Raw genomic sequence first — 15,812 nt, 5'->3', positions numbered from 1 at the left:
TCAGACTCCTACTGCCATCAGGATAAAGAGCGCCAGCACAATGCCGTGCAGCAGCCAGCCGGTCGTCCCACTGGTATCGCTCACCCCGTGCAGGGCGCTGGCCAGATCGAGCTGCGGCTGCTTGCGATAGAGCGGCGCGCAGAGTTGGCGCAAGGTGTGGGTGACACCGCCGGAGGTGAGGCTCATGCGCTCCTCATAGGCGTAACCACAGGCCCACGGGGTGCCGGCGTGACGACGACCCAGCTTGGGCCCCTTGAAGATGGCCAGTACCAGCAGTGGAATGAGGAACAGCCCCAGCAGGGTGATAGCGATAACGGGCGGGGAGAGGATCGCTTGTGAGCTATCGAGTGGCAGCAGGGTGGCGCCGGTGGCCACGTTCATTTGGCCGCTTACCAAGGCTTGGCCATAGCTGGCGATATGGGGGGCAATCCAGGGGGCGCCCAGACCCAGCACCAGACAGACGGCTGCCAGCAGCAGGGTGCCTGCCACCATGGCGCCCGGCACTTCGCGGGCGTGGCTCGCCTTCTCGCTGCGCGGTGCGCCGCAGAAGCAGATGCCATACACCTTGACGAAGCACATCACCGCCATGGCGCCGGTTACCGCCAGCATCACTACCGCGAGCGGTGCGACGACGGAGGTGCCGAGCTTGGTCATGGACAGCAGCGCCTGATAGATAAACCACTCGCTGACAAAGCCGTTGAGCGGCGGCAACGCCGAGATGGCCATGGCGCCGATCAGGAACGCCAGCGCGGTCCAGGGCATCAGTTTGGCCAGCCCCCCCATCTTGTCCATGTCACGGGTGTGCAGGCGGAACATCACAGAGCCGGTGCCCATAAAGAGCAGGCTCTTGAAGATGGCATGGTTGAGCAGGTGATAGAGGGCGCCGAGCAGCCCCAGCACCACCAGCGCCGGTTGCTGGTTGGCGATGCCGATCATGCCGATCCCCATCCCCATCAGGATGATGCCGATGTTCTCCACCGTGTGGTAGGCGAGCAGCCGCTTGAGATCGTGCTCGGCCAGCGCAAACAGTACCCCGAGCACTGCCGAGCAGGCACCGAAGATCAGCACCATGTAGCCCCACCAGAGCTGGCTGGCACCGAGAAAATCGATGCTGACCCGCAAGATGCCAAAGAGACCCAGCTTCACCATCACGCCAGACATCAGCGCCGAGATATGGGACGGCGCAACGGGCTCGGCCACCGGCAGCCAGCCGTGCAGCGGCACGAAACCGGCGCGCAGGCCAAAACCGCAGAAGCTGAGCAGGAACACCAGGGATGCCAGGGCGCCCGCCAGATGGTGCTCGCGCAGTGCGGCGAACTCCAGCGAACCGCTTTCACGGCAGAGTAGCCAGAAGGCGACCAGCACCAGCGCCATGCCGATATGGTTCATCACCAAGTAGAGACGGCTCTGTTTGGCGGCATCCGGGTTGGTCTTGACCAGCCAGTAGGTAGTGAGGGTCACCAGCTCGTAGCAGAGCAAGAAACCGAGCGCGTTGTCGGCCAGCACCATGCCCACCATGGCAAAGAGGAAGAGGTTCATCAGCGCGCCGATGGCCACATCGCCCTTGCCCTGATATTCGCGGATATAGGCAAAGGAGTAGAGGGCGACGGCGACGCCGACGGTGCTAATCACCAGCAGCATCAGCGCGGAGAGCATGTCGAGGTGAACTGAGCCCAGCAGCCAGAGCTGGCCATCGACGGGGGCGCCATGAGCAAAGGTTTGGAGGGCGGCGACAAGGCCCGAAAGCGAGCCCAGCAGGGCAAAGCCACTGTTGAGGCGGTTGGCCAGTGCGGGCAGCTTTTGCAGCAGCAGACCGGCGGCAGCGCCCAAGAGGAAGAGCACAAGGGTGCCTATAACAAGGGGGGACAACATCAGCGAACTCCCTCTGTGGTAGATAAATCGGAGGCAGGGAGCGCAGTGGCGGGCGCCGAGAAGGCAGAGGCCCCTTGCGGGTTGGTGTCAGCCGCTTGCAGGCGACGGATACGTGCGGCGCGTTCGGTGTCGCCGTCATTGACCAGCTTCAATGCCTGGGAGGGGCAGGCTCCGACACAGGCCGGGCCGTCGGCGCGAAACTCGCACAGGTCACACTTGACGGCGATGCTGCGCACGCCCGGCTCCCAGCTCAGCAGATCCTCGCCAAAGCAGCGCAGGCCAGCAGAGGTGGAAGGGTTGCTGGAGCGGATGGAGCAGGGGATATAGGTGTCGTAGCTGTTGGCCATGGCCACCGGACGGCTGCCACCGCTCTGGATGGCGCCAAACGGGCAGGCCACGGCGCAGAGATTGCAGCCGATGCAGAGCGACTCGTTGAGTTGCACGCAATCGCCGGTCTGGCGAATTGCCTCGACCGGGCACACCTTGATGCAGGGGGCATCGTCACAGTGACGGCACTGAACCGGCATGGTCGCCTGCTCGTGTCGCATAACGGTTAAACGGGGGGCTTGCTGCAAACCTTGCGCCTTGTGTACTTCACTGCAGGCCGCCATACAGGTGCCACAGCCAATACAAAGCTTGGGGTCAGCGATAACGAAGCGGTTCATAGCCTACCTTGTCGTGTCGCGAACGGAGAGAATAGGGGCTGGTTGGCAAAATACGGGCCAGATTGTTCGTTGGCGTGAAATTGATTTTAACTTGCTGTTTTTAAATGATTTTAAATTCTTTGTCGCGAGGTGGTACCGAGACTGTGCGGTGTCGAAGTGTGACGTTCGTCACTTGTGACGAACCATGACACTGACGCCACGAATAGTGATGTGCAATGAGATGCGGGATTAGCAGCATTCTCAGACCATTAGTGATTTTTATGTTAACTTTATGTTTTTTAAGGAATTTTTATAAAAATGCAGAGCTTCATCACAAACTGAGTCGATCAGACATTAACTTAACCGGTTAACCTGTTAAGCTGTGTTCATAGTGAAGAGACAGACTGACAGACTGACAGACTGACAGCATGACGATATGGCACCGATAGTTTTACCCGATTTAGCACTGAGGTTGTGAGCTAAATAGCATTTATGGTGTTTTGCGTATCCAGCGGATGTTTTGAGCGCAGCACGTCGGGTATCGAGACTTTTCTTTGCCTAACCAGATAGTTTAAAATTCTTAAATATGAGAAGTCACTTTGTATGAGGTCAGTAAATGTCTAGCAGTTTAAAGTATTTGACTATCAAGAATGACTTGATACAAGAAATTAATGAAGGGAAATATACTCCCGGACAAAAATTTTATAGCGAAGCAGAATTAAAATTAAAATATGGTGTCAGTTCAGCAACAGTGATAAAAGCCATCCATGAACTGGTCAATGAGGGTTTTTTATTTAGACAGCAAGGAAAAGGTACTTTTATTTCCAAGTCTAAAAGAAACAAGCATGTGTTGGTTTCAGAGAGTGATCTGAGTGTCAAGTTGAACAAATCACAAGTAACATTGATTGATGTTGCGAAAGAGGCTTCTGAGTCGATTAACAAAATATTGAATAGAGTATTCGACTCTTATTTTTATAAGATTGTAAGATTGAAGTCAGATAATGATATTCCCTATGCAGTGCAGACATCGTACATACCAGAAAACTATTTAGACCCAAAGAAACTGGCTGAAAGAAGTGGGTATTTATCATTGTACGAGCATTTGGCAGAGTTTAATAAAATTGATATGTATTCGATGCCATTCACTGAAGAGGTGACGGTAGTTAGTAACGTTGATGTTCATATAGCTAAAGCTCTGTCCATTCCAGAGGGAAGTGCCGTAGTCAAAATATTAAGAACTACCTATAAAACATCTGGTGAAATTATCGAGTATATCGAGACATTTAAAAGAGTTGAGTCATTCTATTTAAAATTTGAATCGGTAAGAGGAGCAGGAAGTGGAAATACTGTTGATATCTCATGATGGTATCGCGAGTGGTGCAAAAAAGTCAGCTGAACTCATTCTAGGTCCGCAAGAAAATCTACATGTTATTGAGTTAACCGCAGTTGGTGGTGTTGGTGGATTTGCTACTAAACTTATTCAATACATCTCTAGCAAAATAACAACAAGTCAGAACATAATTATCATTTCAGATTTGAAAAATGGGTCGCCATACAATACTGCAGTATCATATATCATTAATAATGATCTGGCTGATAAAGTGTCATTGCTCACAGGCATGAATCTAAATATGGTATTGGAAACCATTATGCTGGATGGTGATAGCGTGACTGGTATTGAACTGAATACCGTTATTGGTACGGCCATAGATGGAATTTCTATGATGCAACCAAGCGATTATAATACAGCAATCTCTACAGGTGATGAATAACATGCTTGAACATATAGAAATGTGGCAAATATTGCTATTGACTGCATATTCTGCCCTGGCTATTTATGATGGTAATAACACAACCTTTGGTCTTGTTAAACCGACTATGGCTGGATTTTTTGCCGGCGTCATTATGGGCGATATTCAAACTGGGTTGATGGTAGGTGGTACATTGAACCTGTTGGTATTGGGTGTCGGTAACTTTGGTGGGGCATCAATACCTGATTATATGACTGGCGCACTGCTTGGTACCGCATTTGCTGTGATGAGCGGTAAAGGCGCTGAGTTTGGTGCAACCATTGCAATCCCGATCGGCCTGCTAATGGTGCAATTAGATGTTTTGGCTCGCTTTACCAATACCTTTATTCAGAATAAAGCCGAGCGACTTATTGCAAATGGCGAGCCATGTAAAGCGGCGAAAATGAACTTGCTAGGGATCATTCCCACATCGCTGTCCCGTATGATTCCTGTTTTCTTGGCTTTGTCGTTAGGATCTGTGTTTGTTAATGATATCGTCTCCTACATCCCTGAGGCGATTATGAATGGCCTGAAAGTAGCCGGTGGAATGTTGCCTGCGTTGGGTATTGCCATTCTGTTAAGATATTTGCCAATTAAAAAGAACATGTCTTTTTTGATCATTGGTTTCTTTTTGTCTGCCTATTTGTCTGTACCTGTGTTAGGGGTTGCATTAGTTGGTGTGGCTATCGCCATAGCATATTTCAACAGCAATGATGATGTTGTTCAAGCAACCACTAATGTACAAAATGAGGTTATGGGTGATGAATAAAATAATAAATAAAGTGTTTTGGCGCTGGTTCTTTTTTGGTCAGGCTGGTTGGAACTATAAAACAATGCAAGGCTTGGGGTACCTCTATAGCATTATCCCATTTCTAAAACACAAGTATAAATCCGAAAAAGAACTGGTTTCTGCCGCTGATAATCATGTCCAGTTTTTTAATTGTAATAACACGATGGCAGCATCAATTTTGGGTGTTAATATCGCGCTGGAAAATGATATTGGCACTGAAGGAAAAGATGCAATTACATCGACCAAGATGGGTTTGATGGGACCGTTGGCCGGGATTGGAGATACCCTCTTTTTTGTTATCCCGACGACAATTTGTGGTTCGATTGCATCATATCTGGCACTACAAGGTAATCCTCTGGGATTGTTGCTGTGGCCAGCCTTTGGTTTGATTCGTTTAATGTTCATGCGCTATAGCCTCAAAGTCGGTTATAACGAAGGGGTTAAACTGGTAGGGCAACTTAGCACCAAACTAAATAAAATCACAAAATCAGCAAATATATTGGGATTAACTGTCGTTGGTGCTCTTATTCCGACGGTGGTGAAAGCCAAGTTGAGCTTTGAGTTTAGTTATGGCGATGTTTCACTGAAACTGCAAAATATTGCTGATCAACTGATGCCCGGCTTGATGCCCTTGTTTGTGGTACTGCTGACCTATTGGCTATTAGGCCTGAAAGGCATGAACTCAACCAAAGTGATTTTCATTCTGATGTTCTTTGGTATCGTTACTTATAATCTTGGCATTTTTTAATCTCAAACAGGTAATAATATGAAAGGCATCGCACATATCCGCATTGATGATAGATTGATTCATGGTCAAGTCGCTACACGCTGGGTCAGCTATTATTCTGCCAACAGAATCATGGTGATCGATGATCAAGTAGCAGGCAATGATGTTGAAAAGAACATATTAAGAATGGCCGCACCTGCTGGGGTTAATACATCCATCATTTCTACCCAGACAGCCATAGAGAATATCTCTGCAGGTAAATATGCTGGTCAGCAAGTGTTGGTATTGGTAAAGCATCCAGGCGTAATAAAAAAACTAGTAGATGCAGGCCTTGACATTAAAGAGTTCAATATCGGGAACATGTCCAACCGTCCCGAGACCACGCAAGTGAAGCGTTCCATTAGTGTCACCCATGCTGAAAAACTAGAAATACTGGATTTGATTAATCGAGGTATCAAGATCACTGCCAGAATGGTTCCTGATGATGGTGAAGAACTTATTACATCATTTACTAGTAATTTCTGGACTGCATCATGAGCCATCTTGTTGAGTTTAAGAATAATATTTTTAGCATCATTGACAAGATTAGTGAGACCCAAACTGAGCAAATTGAATGTGCTGCTGAAATTTTCAAAAACACGGTCAAGAATAAAGGCATTATTTATGCTATCGGTAGCGGCCACTCATTTGCAGGTGCTATAGAGTTTGCTGGTCGAGCTGGGGGATTTGTAAATACCAGAGCACTGGATAACTTTTATGGCCATAGTGGCTGGTTTGAAAATGTTGAGGGAGTTGGAGATGTTTTTGCCTCTCTCCTTGATCTTCAACAACACGATGCCTTTGTCATAATTTCTAACTCTGGCAATAAAGCATTGCAGGTTGAATTGGCACAAAAACTAAAAAGTGCAGGCATCAAGATAATTGCCATTGTTAACAGGAAAGATGCTGATAAGTCCATTGCAAAGCACTCAAGTGGTCTGAAGCTTGCTGATCTTGCAGATGTAGTTATTGACAACTGCTGTTTTAAAGGTGATTGCTCAATTGAGATCCCGGAATCTGAATTAAAAATTGGGCCTACTTCATCGCTCGCTGTCGCATATATAGCAAACTGTATATCAATTCGAGCTACAGAATTAGTTTGTGCAGCTGGTATTTCTGTTCCAATCTTACGGTCTATTAATCAACCTGGTGGCAACGAGTATAATTTAGAACTATTGAGTGAATACAGAAGTCGAGTATTTACTATCTAGAGACTTTCAAAATGAAAAAGCTAAATAGTGCTCAGTTTGATGCCTTGACTCCAATTACTGATGTGGAAGTCAAAGATGAGTTGAGATGGGCTTGTTATAAGATTAAAACCCTTGCAATAAAGATGGGTGACAAGTTTCCATCAGCTTGTGCTGTTAATAATAGGTACTTGCTAAAAGATAACAACGATTGGACCAATGGATTTTGGACCGGCATGTTGCTCATCGCATATGAGTTTACTGGCGATGTGTTTTTTAAAAACAAGCTGCAAGAAATAATCGATAGCTTTGTGTCCAGATTGACGAATCATGTCGTATTGGATCACCATGATATCGGCTTTCTTTACAGCCTGTCATTACTTGCAGCCAAGCAGGTCTTTAAAACTGAAGAGTTCGACTCCGCCATTGTGTTGGCAGCCGACAAGTTGATTGCCAGATATCACTCTGATGCTAAATTTATTCAAGCTTGGGGAGATATGGATAATGATCAAGAATATCGACTCATCATCGATTCATTGATTAACTTGCCATTGTTATATCGGGCTCACGAAATATCAGGTGATGAGAATTACGCTAGCGTAGCAGTGAATCACTTCAAGCGAGTGACTGAAAATATCTTAAGAGAAGATAATTCAAGTTATCATACCTATTTTTTTGACCGAGTCAATAAGTTGCCGCTGAAAGGTGAAACATTTCAGGGGTATAGTGACTCATCATGCTGGGCTCGTGGTCAGGCATGGGCTCTGCTAGGGTTGCCATTAACTTATAAGTATCATCCAGAACTGGCTGATAGTGAAAAATATACGGCAGTATGTGAGTACTTTTTCTCACATTTACCTGAAGATGGCATTCCATATTGGGATCTCTATTTTCAGGCTGAAGATAATCAACCCAGAGACAGTTCAGCATTGTCAATTGCCATCTGTGGGCTGCTTGAAGCGAGCAAGTTATTTGAGCATGCAGATTACCAGCACATATCTCGAAAACTACTGAAAAGCCTCAGTGACCACATGACATCGAGAAATGATGAGGATTGTGACGGGTTATTGAAACATGGTGTCTATGCCTTTGCGCTAGGCAAAGGCATAGATGAATGCAACGTATGGGGGGACTACTATTATATGGAAGCCCTGTATCGAGTTTATTCAAATCAATGGCGAACTTATTGGTAATGAAAATGCAAGACACATTTTTTAATTGCGTAATTAAGAGCTTGTCAACCATTCATGAATCGCAGCGTCAGATTATTGCTGATATTGCTAAAAAACTGTCAGATAAAGTTTGTGATAATGGCATAATTTATATCTTTGGTTGTGGCCATTCACATATTTTTGCTGAGGATGTTTTTTATCGGGCTGGTGGGATTGCCTGTGTGCGACCAATTTTTATTGAGCCGTTGATGTTGCATGACGGCGCAGCAAGATCATCATATTTGGAGAAGCAAGAGGGATACATCACAGAGCAATTGTCAGCTTATAATATTACTGATAAAGATGCTCTTATTGTTATCTCAACATCAGGGATTAATCCTGCACCCGTAGAAGCTATCAACTGGGCCAAGTCACATGGTGCATTCACGGTCGGAATTACAAGCTATCAGTATTGCGATACGCAACCATCTCGACATTCCTCTGGCTGTAATTTAAGAGATGTTGCTTGTATCTCGATAGATAATAATGTGCCTATTGGTGATGCAATTTTAACCTATGGCGATTGTACTCCATTCACGCCGATATCATCGATAAATGGAATATATCTCATTCAGGCATTGTTCTCAGATTTAATAAAGAGCATATCTGATGCTGGTTCAAATCCACCAGTCTTCAAAAGTGGAAATATTGTAGGTTCATCTGAACATAATGAAGTGCTCTTGGCTCGTTATAAAGATCAGGTTCCGGAACTAACTGTCAATTATTAAAAATATGCTTATAAAGGTGACTAGCTATGAAAGGAAAAATTTTCACTCCCACGTTGATCATGCTGGGACTCATGTCAGTATACGGAAGTGCTGAGGCTGGCGCAGTTAATGATGATTTTCAACAAGCATTTATCAACGACTCAAAACTAAGTCTTAATAGTGCTTTATATGTAAGACAACGCGCAGTTAAGGATCTAAAGACCGGCTCATATTCAGCCGATGGTTCTCAAGGTGGGATTGAAAACCAAACGGCTAATATATCTATTGATTATAAAGGCGGGTATTATAAAGATGTGATTGGTCTTGATTTTATGGCCGCTAGTAATATCAAATTAGGGCAATCAGTAGGACAGTCTGAAATCCTCCTTTATGATTATGACTGCAAGGGAGATGGTACATTAAATCCTTGTGAAAAAAGCTATGCGGCAATTCCAATCGCGGCACTTAAAGCAAAGTATGGAAATGATAACTTCTTATTCAATATTACCGGTGGATATACAACCATCAACTCAGGTACTATTAAAAATAGCTGGGGCCTGAATCCTCACTCTTATCGAGGCATTGATACCTCACTTGCCTTAAGTAAGGTGAAATTAACATATGCCTGGGCTGATCAATTCAGAAATGATTGGACAGATTCTTTCCATGATATGACCAACACATGGCACCAAAATGAGGCAGCCAACTTGAGTGGGGTAAAATCTGGTGCGATTATCAATCATATTCAATCAGCTGGCTTAGTATATGATGCCGATGGTATTGTCTATGACCTGGCATATGGTGAGGGTGAGGGGTATAGAAAAAACTGGCATCTACTGATGACAGATAATCATAAGTTTGACAATGGCGCGGTCCTTACCTCCACAGGGTATTACCAAGGTGGTAAATATCTAGAGGAAAAATCAAACGTTAAAGAACCTTCACTTGAGTATTATGTCGCGGCAGGCTTGTCTCTTGCCAAAGACAACGTAACCTATTTCACTGGTTATAGCCAAAATAAATCAGAGTCAACTAAGGATTACAATTTTAGATTGACACCATGGGCTAACTCTGACAAACGCGATTTTCAGCAAACATTGTCCTCATTAGAAGATTATAATGTGGCAGGAGCGAAAGCTGTTAAGGTTGGCATCAAATATAACATGCTCGATTTTGGCCTCCCGAATCTAACACTTGGTACGTCAGCAAACTATGCATGGCATGTGGTATCTGATGTGTCGAAAGTAAAAGAGCAGAGAACTTATGATGGCACCATGCAGTCATTGGATTTTTTGATCACCTATAAATTTAATGCGGGTGCAGTGAAGGATATCAATATGACGGTACTGCCGGCACTGTTCAGGTCTAAAGACACCAATGCCAAGCAAGACAGAAATGATATCAGAGTTATTTTTACTCACTCTTTGAGCCTGTTGAACTAATGCATTCTATATGAGGGTTGATCGCTGATGGTGCTACATGATGAATGTACACCTACATGATGAATGTACACCTACATGACTGATAGCCCATCGGCTATATCATCACTCTTTACTATCTACCTGATACAAGAGATAAATCATGGATATTCGTGAAAGTATTCATAGCGAACATGCTAAGCAACTTGAGACCGAAGGCTTGCGTAACGAATTTTTAGTTGAGGATATCTTTGCGGCCGATCGGGTCAGTATGACCTACAGCCATATTGATCGTATCGTTTTTGGCGGAATAATGCCGGTTACATCAGAGTTGGGTTTTGCCAATGATCTTGGCAAGGCATTTGGTGTGACCTATTTTTTAGAGCGTCGTGAGCTGGGGCTTATTAATATCGGTGGCCCGGGGATTGTCATGGTTGATGGTGCTACCTACGAAATTGGTAGTGCCGAGGCATTATATGTTGGCAAGGGTGCCCGTGAACTGAGTTTTGCCAGTGTTAGCAGCGATAAACCTGCAAAACTCTATTACAATAGCGCCCCGGCACATACTGCTTTCCCGACTCGAAAGATCACTCAGGATGAAGCAGCTCCGACAACCTTGGGTGATGCTGCTACCAGCAACCGCCGTACTATTTACAAGTATCTGGTTCCTGATGTATTGCCAACCTGCCAGTTGCTGATGGGGATGACCCAACTTGAGGATGGTAGTTTGTGGAACACCATGCCGTGCCATACTCATGAGCGCCGCATGGAAGTCTATTTCTATTTCAATATGCAGGACGATGCTGCCGTATTCCATATGATGGGTAAGCCAGCTGAAACTCGCCATATTGTTGTGCAAAATGAGCAAGCAGTCATTTCTCCCAGTTGGTCTATCCATTCTGGTGTGGGTACTCAGGCGTATACGTTCATCTGGGGTATGGTCGGTGAAAACCAGGTATTTGGTGACATGGATCATGTTGCTATCAAGGACCTGCGCTAAAACATCGTATATCCATATTGCCGGTCGATTCGTTTCGACCGGCATCTTACTTTAAATCTGGTGCACGCAATCTCGTGCCATAGGAAATAGCATGATTCTTAACGCATTCGATCTGAAAGGTAAAGTCGCCGTCGTAACCGGTTGTGATACGGGCCTTGGACAAGGAATGGCATTGGGCTTGGCACAAGCTGGTTGTGATATTGTTGGTATCAATATTGTTGAACCAACGGACACAATGATCAAAGTTGAAGCAATTGGCCAAAAGTTTTTGAGTCTCAAGGCTGATGTCAGTAAAGTTAGCGAGCTGCCACTGTTGATTGAGCAGGCCGTATCGCATTTTGGTCACATTGATGTATTGGTTAACAATGCCGGTATTATTCGCCGTGATGATGCGATCAATTTCAGTGAAAAAGACTGGGATGAGGTGATGGACATCAATATCAAGAGCCTCTTCTTTATGTCGCAAGCGGTTGCCAAGCAATTTATGGCACAGGAAAATGGTGGCAAAATCATCAATATCGCATCCATGCTTTCATATCAAGGCGGGATCCGCGTTCCCTCTTATACGGCTTCAAAAAGTGGAGTAATGGGACTGACCCGTTTGCTGGCCAATGAATGGGCCAGTCATGGTATCAATGTGAATGCTATTGCTCCTGGTTATATGGCAACCAATAACACCGCTGCACTGCGTGCTGATGATGATCGTAATGCTGCCATCCTGGAGCGTATTCCTGCTGGGCGATGGGGAATTCCGGATGACATGATGGGGCCAGTGGTATTTTTAGCATCATCAGCTTCAGATTATATTAATGGCTATACCCTGGCCGTGGATGGTGGCTGGCTGGCTCGTTAATGATCAAGCATTGCTGCATTACCACCTGATAGGCGTTTTTCTGGAATACTGTATGACTAATTATGTTGAGATGTTAGCGCAATTGATCGGATTGCTGGCTTGTATGATTGGTGCGTTGGCATTTATACAACGGCAAGATATGAAACTGCGATCACTGCTTTGCCTCAATGGTGCGCTTTTATCGATACATTTTTTAATGCTGGGGGCGGTAGCTGCTGCAATTAGCTGTCTGTTATGTGCGGTGAGAACGTGGGTGTCAGGTTATTACCGTACCCAAGCAGTCATGTTGATATTCATGATTGCATCATGTGGTCTTGTAATTCCATATCTGGAACATCCCATGCAGTTTCTGACGGTGTTGGGAACAATGCTCAGCACTTACGCTTTGTTTCGGCTGGAGGGTGGGCCCCTGCGGTTATGTATGCTGGCCAGCACTGTCGTTTGGTTGATCCACAATATCTGGGCGGGATCATGGGGGGGAATTTTATTGGAAGGGGGTTTTTTCCTCATCAACAGTTACACGATTTTAACGGTTTATGGGATCCGGATAAACAAGGAGAAAATCGATTATGTTGAGTAAGATTGCCCTGCTCGGGGAGTGCATGATTGAGCTCAATGGCATGCCTTTTGGCGACATGCAGCAGGCATTTGGGGGCGATACCCTCAATACCGCCATCTATCTCGCGCGTGCCTCCCAACGCACCGATATTCAAGTGAGCTATCTGACCGCCATGGGCCAAGACCCTCTCAGTCAGCAAATCATTGCGCGCTGGCAACAGGCCGGGATTGACACCAGTACGGTGCTCATCGACCAGCAGCGCCATCCCGGCCTCTATCTTATCCAGCTTGATGTGCAAGGCGAGCGCACCTTTCTCTACTGGCGCAACGATTCGGCTGCCCGTTACCTGATGCAGCACCCACAGTTGCCACAGCTCAAGCAGGCCGTCAGCGACGTGGATGCGCTCTATCTCAGCGGCATTTCGCTGGCGATCCTGCCCGCCGCAGATCGGCAGGCTCTGCTGCTGTGGCTGGGTGAACTGCACCGGGCGGGCGTAACGATCATCTTTGACAGCAACTATCGCCCCGCCCTGTGGCAGAGTCCGGCTGACGCCCGGGCCTGTTACCAGCAACTGCTGGCCATCACCGCGCTGGCCCTAGTCACCGACGACGATGAGCAGGCCCTGTGGGGGGACGAGGATGTGACCCAGACCCTGCAGCGCCTCAAGGCGGCCGGGGTGCAGCAGGCCGTAGTCAAACAGGGAGCTGCTGGCTGCTGTTACCAGGCCCTGCAAACCGGGGAACCGGCCATCACTATCCCGACCCAAGCGGTCAGCAAGGTGGTGGATACCACCTCGGCCGGTGACTCCTTCAATGCCGGCTTTCTGGCTGGCTACCTGCAAGGACGGGCGATCGACGAGTGCGCCCGCATGGGGCACCGACTGGCGGGGATGGTCATTCAGCACAAGGGCGCGATTATTCCGGAAAGTGCCACCCGCACCGTCACCGACAGCTTCATCAGGCCGCAGGCCAGCCAACCGGCATCACACTAAACGAGGTCAACCGAATGTCATCCATTACTGAACAACTGCAAGCCCTGAAAGTGATCCCGGTGATCGCCATCGAGCAGGCTGAAGATATCATTCCACTGGGGGCGGCACTCGCCAATAACGGCCTGCCGGTTGCCGAGATCACCTTCCGCTCCGCTGCCGCGGTCGAGGCGATCCGGCTGCTGCGCCAGAGCCAACCAGAGATGCTGATTGGCGCGGGCACCGTGCTCAACCGTGAGCAGGTGATCGCAGCCAAAGAGGCGGGCGCCACCTTTATCGTCTCCCCCGGTTTTAACCCCAATACGGTCAAGGCCTGTCAGGAGCTCGACATCCCGATCATCCCGGGGGTCAATAACCCCAGCACCATTGAAGCGGCGCTGGAGATGGGGCTGACAACGCTGAAGTTCTTCCCGGCCGAAGCATCGGGTGGTAGCGCGATGATCAAGGCGCTGCTGGCACCTTATACCCAGATCAAGCTGATGCCCACCGGCGGGATCTCGCCTCACAATATCAATGAATACTTGGCGATCCCGCGGGTCATCGCGTGTGGTGGTTCCTGGATGGTTGACAAGAAACTGATCGCAGAGAAACAGTGGGAAGAGATTGGCCGACTCACTCGTGAAGCGGTGGCATTTCTGCCCCATTGATTTTATAGGGCTGACTAAGCAATGGTGGGTCACATAATGACGAGGATTAATTTGTGGCCCATTTACTGTAATTGATGAAGGATTTGTCGCGATAAAGACATTGGAGATGTTATGAAAGTAAAAAATCTTGTTTTTGTTTTTTCATTACTCTGTGCTGCACATAATGTATTCGCTTTTGAACATCCCGGCGTATTACTTGAGAAAACAGACATAGAGTTTGTTAGACAAAAAGTTTCCAATGAGGTTGAGCCATGGTTCTCATCATATAAAAGTATGCTTGCCTCCCCATTAGCTAATCGAAGCTATTTGCCCACTGCCAAATGGGACAGCATGGCGTGTGGTGGTCCTGATGGCGAGGGAATTGCCCAACGCTGCAAAATAGAGAGAGAGGATGCTCGTGCTGCATATACCCAAGCTCTTGCCTGGTTATATAGCGGGGATAATGTGTATGCCGAAAACTCGATAAATATAATGAATGCTTGGTCTGAACAGTTTACAGGGCATCACACTGGGCAAAACCAAGCACTTCAGGCATCATGGGCTGCCGCAGTATGGGCCAGGGCAGCTGAGATAATCAAACATACATATATTATCGACGGCAGTTCAAAATGGAATTCAGATAAAATAAAGAAATTTGAGTATATGCTCAGAAGTCGTTATATTGACGATATAAATGGACAAAAAACAGATTGTCATTTTGGGAATTGGCAGGCCGTCATCACGGAAGCAAAATTAAATTCTGCAGTTTTCCTTGATGATCAAAAACTGTTCGATGAATCTTTAGAACGATTCCATAAGTATTTCTCAACATATGTTTACTTATATTCTGATGGTGGTTTGCCAAAACCAATAGCAGGCTGTTATTCCCATGATGAACTAGATAAATTCAACTCATATTGGAGTATCACTAATAAGACAACACCATTAAAACAAGGTCATGCACAAGAAACGTGTAGAGATTTGGAACATCTGGCTTATGGAATAGCTGGGTTTGTTAATACGGCACAAACTGCCTATGTACAAGGTGTTGATCTATACAGTCAAGAAAAAGAGCGGTTTATCTCGGTTATGGAGTTTAACGCAGCACTAGATATGGCCGGGAACCGTGATTTGCTAAACGAATGTGGTATGAATGTTCCTGTTTTAGGTGGATTGAAAGGAACTATGCACATTGCGTATAACCACTTATCTAAAATAAATGGTGTCTATCTCCCCAATACTGAAAAATGGCTGCTTGAAAATGGTAGTCAACGGCCACAAGGTTTCTTTCATTATTTGTGGGAAGAACTAACTCATACTAAATAACATAAACCTTATACTGGTTAATAGATGCATAACAAGGAGATGGTACGGCCTGTAAATACAGGCCGTATTTTATCA

At 46.6% G+C, this 15,812-nt stretch carries 17 protein-coding genes; 15 read left to right on the top strand and 2 right to left on the bottom strand.

The window, feature by feature from the left end:
* Both hyfB and I6G90_RS05855 read right to left on the bottom strand, forming a co-directional pair.
* Window positions 1-1,872, bottom strand: a complete 1,872-nt coding sequence (gene hyfB, locus I6G90_RS05860) for a hydrogenase 4 subunit B (RefSeq protein WP_197930229.1) — start codon at window positions 1,870-1,872, stop codon at window positions 1-3.
* The gene (locus tag I6G90_RS05855) at window positions 1,872-2,537 is read right to left on the bottom strand and encodes a 4Fe-4S dicluster domain-containing protein (protein WP_197930228.1); all 666 of its coding nucleotides are present in this window, start codon (window positions 2,535-2,537) and stop codon (window positions 1,872-1,874) included. The genes hyfB and I6G90_RS05855 overlap by 1 nt, the downstream gene beginning before the upstream one ends.
* A gap of 595 nt (window positions 2,538-3,132) precedes the next feature.
* Here I6G90_RS05855 and I6G90_RS05850 point away from each other — a divergent pair.
* From I6G90_RS05850 to I6G90_RS05780, 15 genes are all read left to right on the top strand, one after another.
* On the top strand, window positions 3,133-3,879 hold the full coding sequence (locus tag I6G90_RS05850; RefSeq protein WP_197930227.1) for a GntR family transcriptional regulator: 747 nt from the start codon (window positions 3,133-3,135) through the stop codon (window positions 3,877-3,879).
* Window positions 3,854-4,288, top strand: coding sequence for a PTS sugar transporter subunit IIA (locus I6G90_RS05845; protein ID WP_197930225.1), 435 nt, complete (start codon window positions 3,854-3,856; stop codon window positions 4,286-4,288). The genes I6G90_RS05850 and I6G90_RS05845 overlap by 26 nt, the downstream gene beginning before the upstream one ends.
* 1 nt (window position 4,289) lies before the next feature.
* Entirely contained in the window at window positions 4,290-5,075 is a 786-nt protein-coding gene (locus I6G90_RS05840; RefSeq protein ID WP_005345235.1) for a PTS mannose/fructose/sorbose/N-acetylgalactosamine transporter subunit IIC, read from the top strand.
* Window positions 5,068-5,844: a PTS system mannose/fructose/sorbose family transporter subunit IID gene (locus I6G90_RS05835; protein WP_005345236.1), complete on the top strand. Its 777-nt coding sequence runs from the start codon at window positions 5,068-5,070 to the stop codon at window positions 5,842-5,844. The genes I6G90_RS05840 and I6G90_RS05835 overlap by 8 nt, the downstream gene beginning before the upstream one ends.
* Window positions 5,845-5,862: 18 nt before the next feature.
* Entirely contained in the window at window positions 5,863-6,360 is a 498-nt protein-coding gene (locus I6G90_RS05830) for a PTS sugar transporter subunit IIB (RefSeq protein WP_197930223.1), read from the top strand.
* Window positions 6,357-7,073, top strand: coding sequence for a sugar isomerase domain-containing protein (locus I6G90_RS05825; protein ID WP_005345238.1), 717 nt, complete (start codon window positions 6,357-6,359; stop codon window positions 7,071-7,073). The genes I6G90_RS05830 and I6G90_RS05825 overlap by 4 nt, the downstream gene beginning before the upstream one ends.
* A gap of 11 nt (window positions 7,074-7,084) precedes the next feature.
* Window positions 7,085-8,242, top strand: coding sequence for a glycoside hydrolase family 88 protein (locus I6G90_RS05820; RefSeq protein WP_197930221.1), 1,158 nt, complete (start codon window positions 7,085-7,087; stop codon window positions 8,240-8,242).
* The gene (locus I6G90_RS05815) at window positions 8,242-8,988 is read left to right on the top strand and encodes an SIS domain-containing protein (RefSeq protein ID WP_197930219.1); all 747 of its coding nucleotides are present in this window, start codon (window positions 8,242-8,244) and stop codon (window positions 8,986-8,988) included. The genes I6G90_RS05820 and I6G90_RS05815 overlap by 1 nt, the downstream gene beginning before the upstream one ends.
* Before the next feature lie 26 nt (window positions 8,989-9,014).
* Complete coding sequence (locus I6G90_RS05810) at window positions 9,015-10,409, top strand: OprD family outer membrane porin (protein ID WP_197930217.1); 1,395 nt, start codon at window positions 9,015-9,017, stop codon at window positions 10,407-10,409.
* Window positions 10,410-10,548: 139 nt separating this feature from the next.
* Window positions 10,549-11,385, top strand: a complete 837-nt coding sequence (gene kduI / locus I6G90_RS05805; RefSeq protein ID WP_197930215.1) for a 5-dehydro-4-deoxy-D-glucuronate isomerase — start codon at window positions 10,549-10,551, stop codon at window positions 11,383-11,385.
* 91 nt (window positions 11,386-11,476) lie between these two features.
* Window positions 11,477-12,238, top strand: a complete 762-nt coding sequence (kduD, locus tag I6G90_RS05800) for a 2-dehydro-3-deoxy-D-gluconate 5-dehydrogenase KduD (protein ID WP_197930213.1) — start codon at window positions 11,477-11,479, stop codon at window positions 12,236-12,238.
* Between the two features lie 52 nt (window positions 12,239-12,290).
* Window positions 12,291-12,818, top strand: a complete 528-nt coding sequence (locus I6G90_RS05795) for a YgjV family protein (protein WP_197930211.1) — start codon at window positions 12,291-12,293, stop codon at window positions 12,816-12,818.
* The gene (locus I6G90_RS05790) at window positions 12,808-13,788 is read left to right on the top strand and encodes a sugar kinase (RefSeq protein ID WP_197930209.1); all 981 of its coding nucleotides are present in this window, start codon (window positions 12,808-12,810) and stop codon (window positions 13,786-13,788) included. The genes I6G90_RS05795 and I6G90_RS05790 overlap by 11 nt, the downstream gene beginning before the upstream one ends.
* A gap of 14 nt (window positions 13,789-13,802) precedes the next feature.
* Window positions 13,803-14,432, top strand: a complete 630-nt coding sequence (locus tag I6G90_RS05785; RefSeq protein WP_197930207.1) for a bifunctional 4-hydroxy-2-oxoglutarate aldolase/2-dehydro-3-deoxy-phosphogluconate aldolase — start codon at window positions 13,803-13,805, stop codon at window positions 14,430-14,432.
* Between the two features lie 111 nt (window positions 14,433-14,543).
* The gene (locus I6G90_RS05780; RefSeq protein WP_197930205.1) at window positions 14,544-15,737 is read left to right on the top strand and encodes an alginate lyase family protein; all 1,194 of its coding nucleotides are present in this window, start codon (window positions 14,544-14,546) and stop codon (window positions 15,735-15,737) included.
* Window positions 15,738-15,812 lie beyond the last annotated feature (75 nt).

The organism is Aeromonas allosaccharophila (assembly GCF_016026615.1).
Classification (GTDB): Bacteria; Pseudomonadota; Gammaproteobacteria; order Enterobacterales; family Aeromonadaceae; genus Aeromonas; species Aeromonas allosaccharophila.
This window is presented reverse-complemented; position numbering and strand designations above follow the sequence as displayed.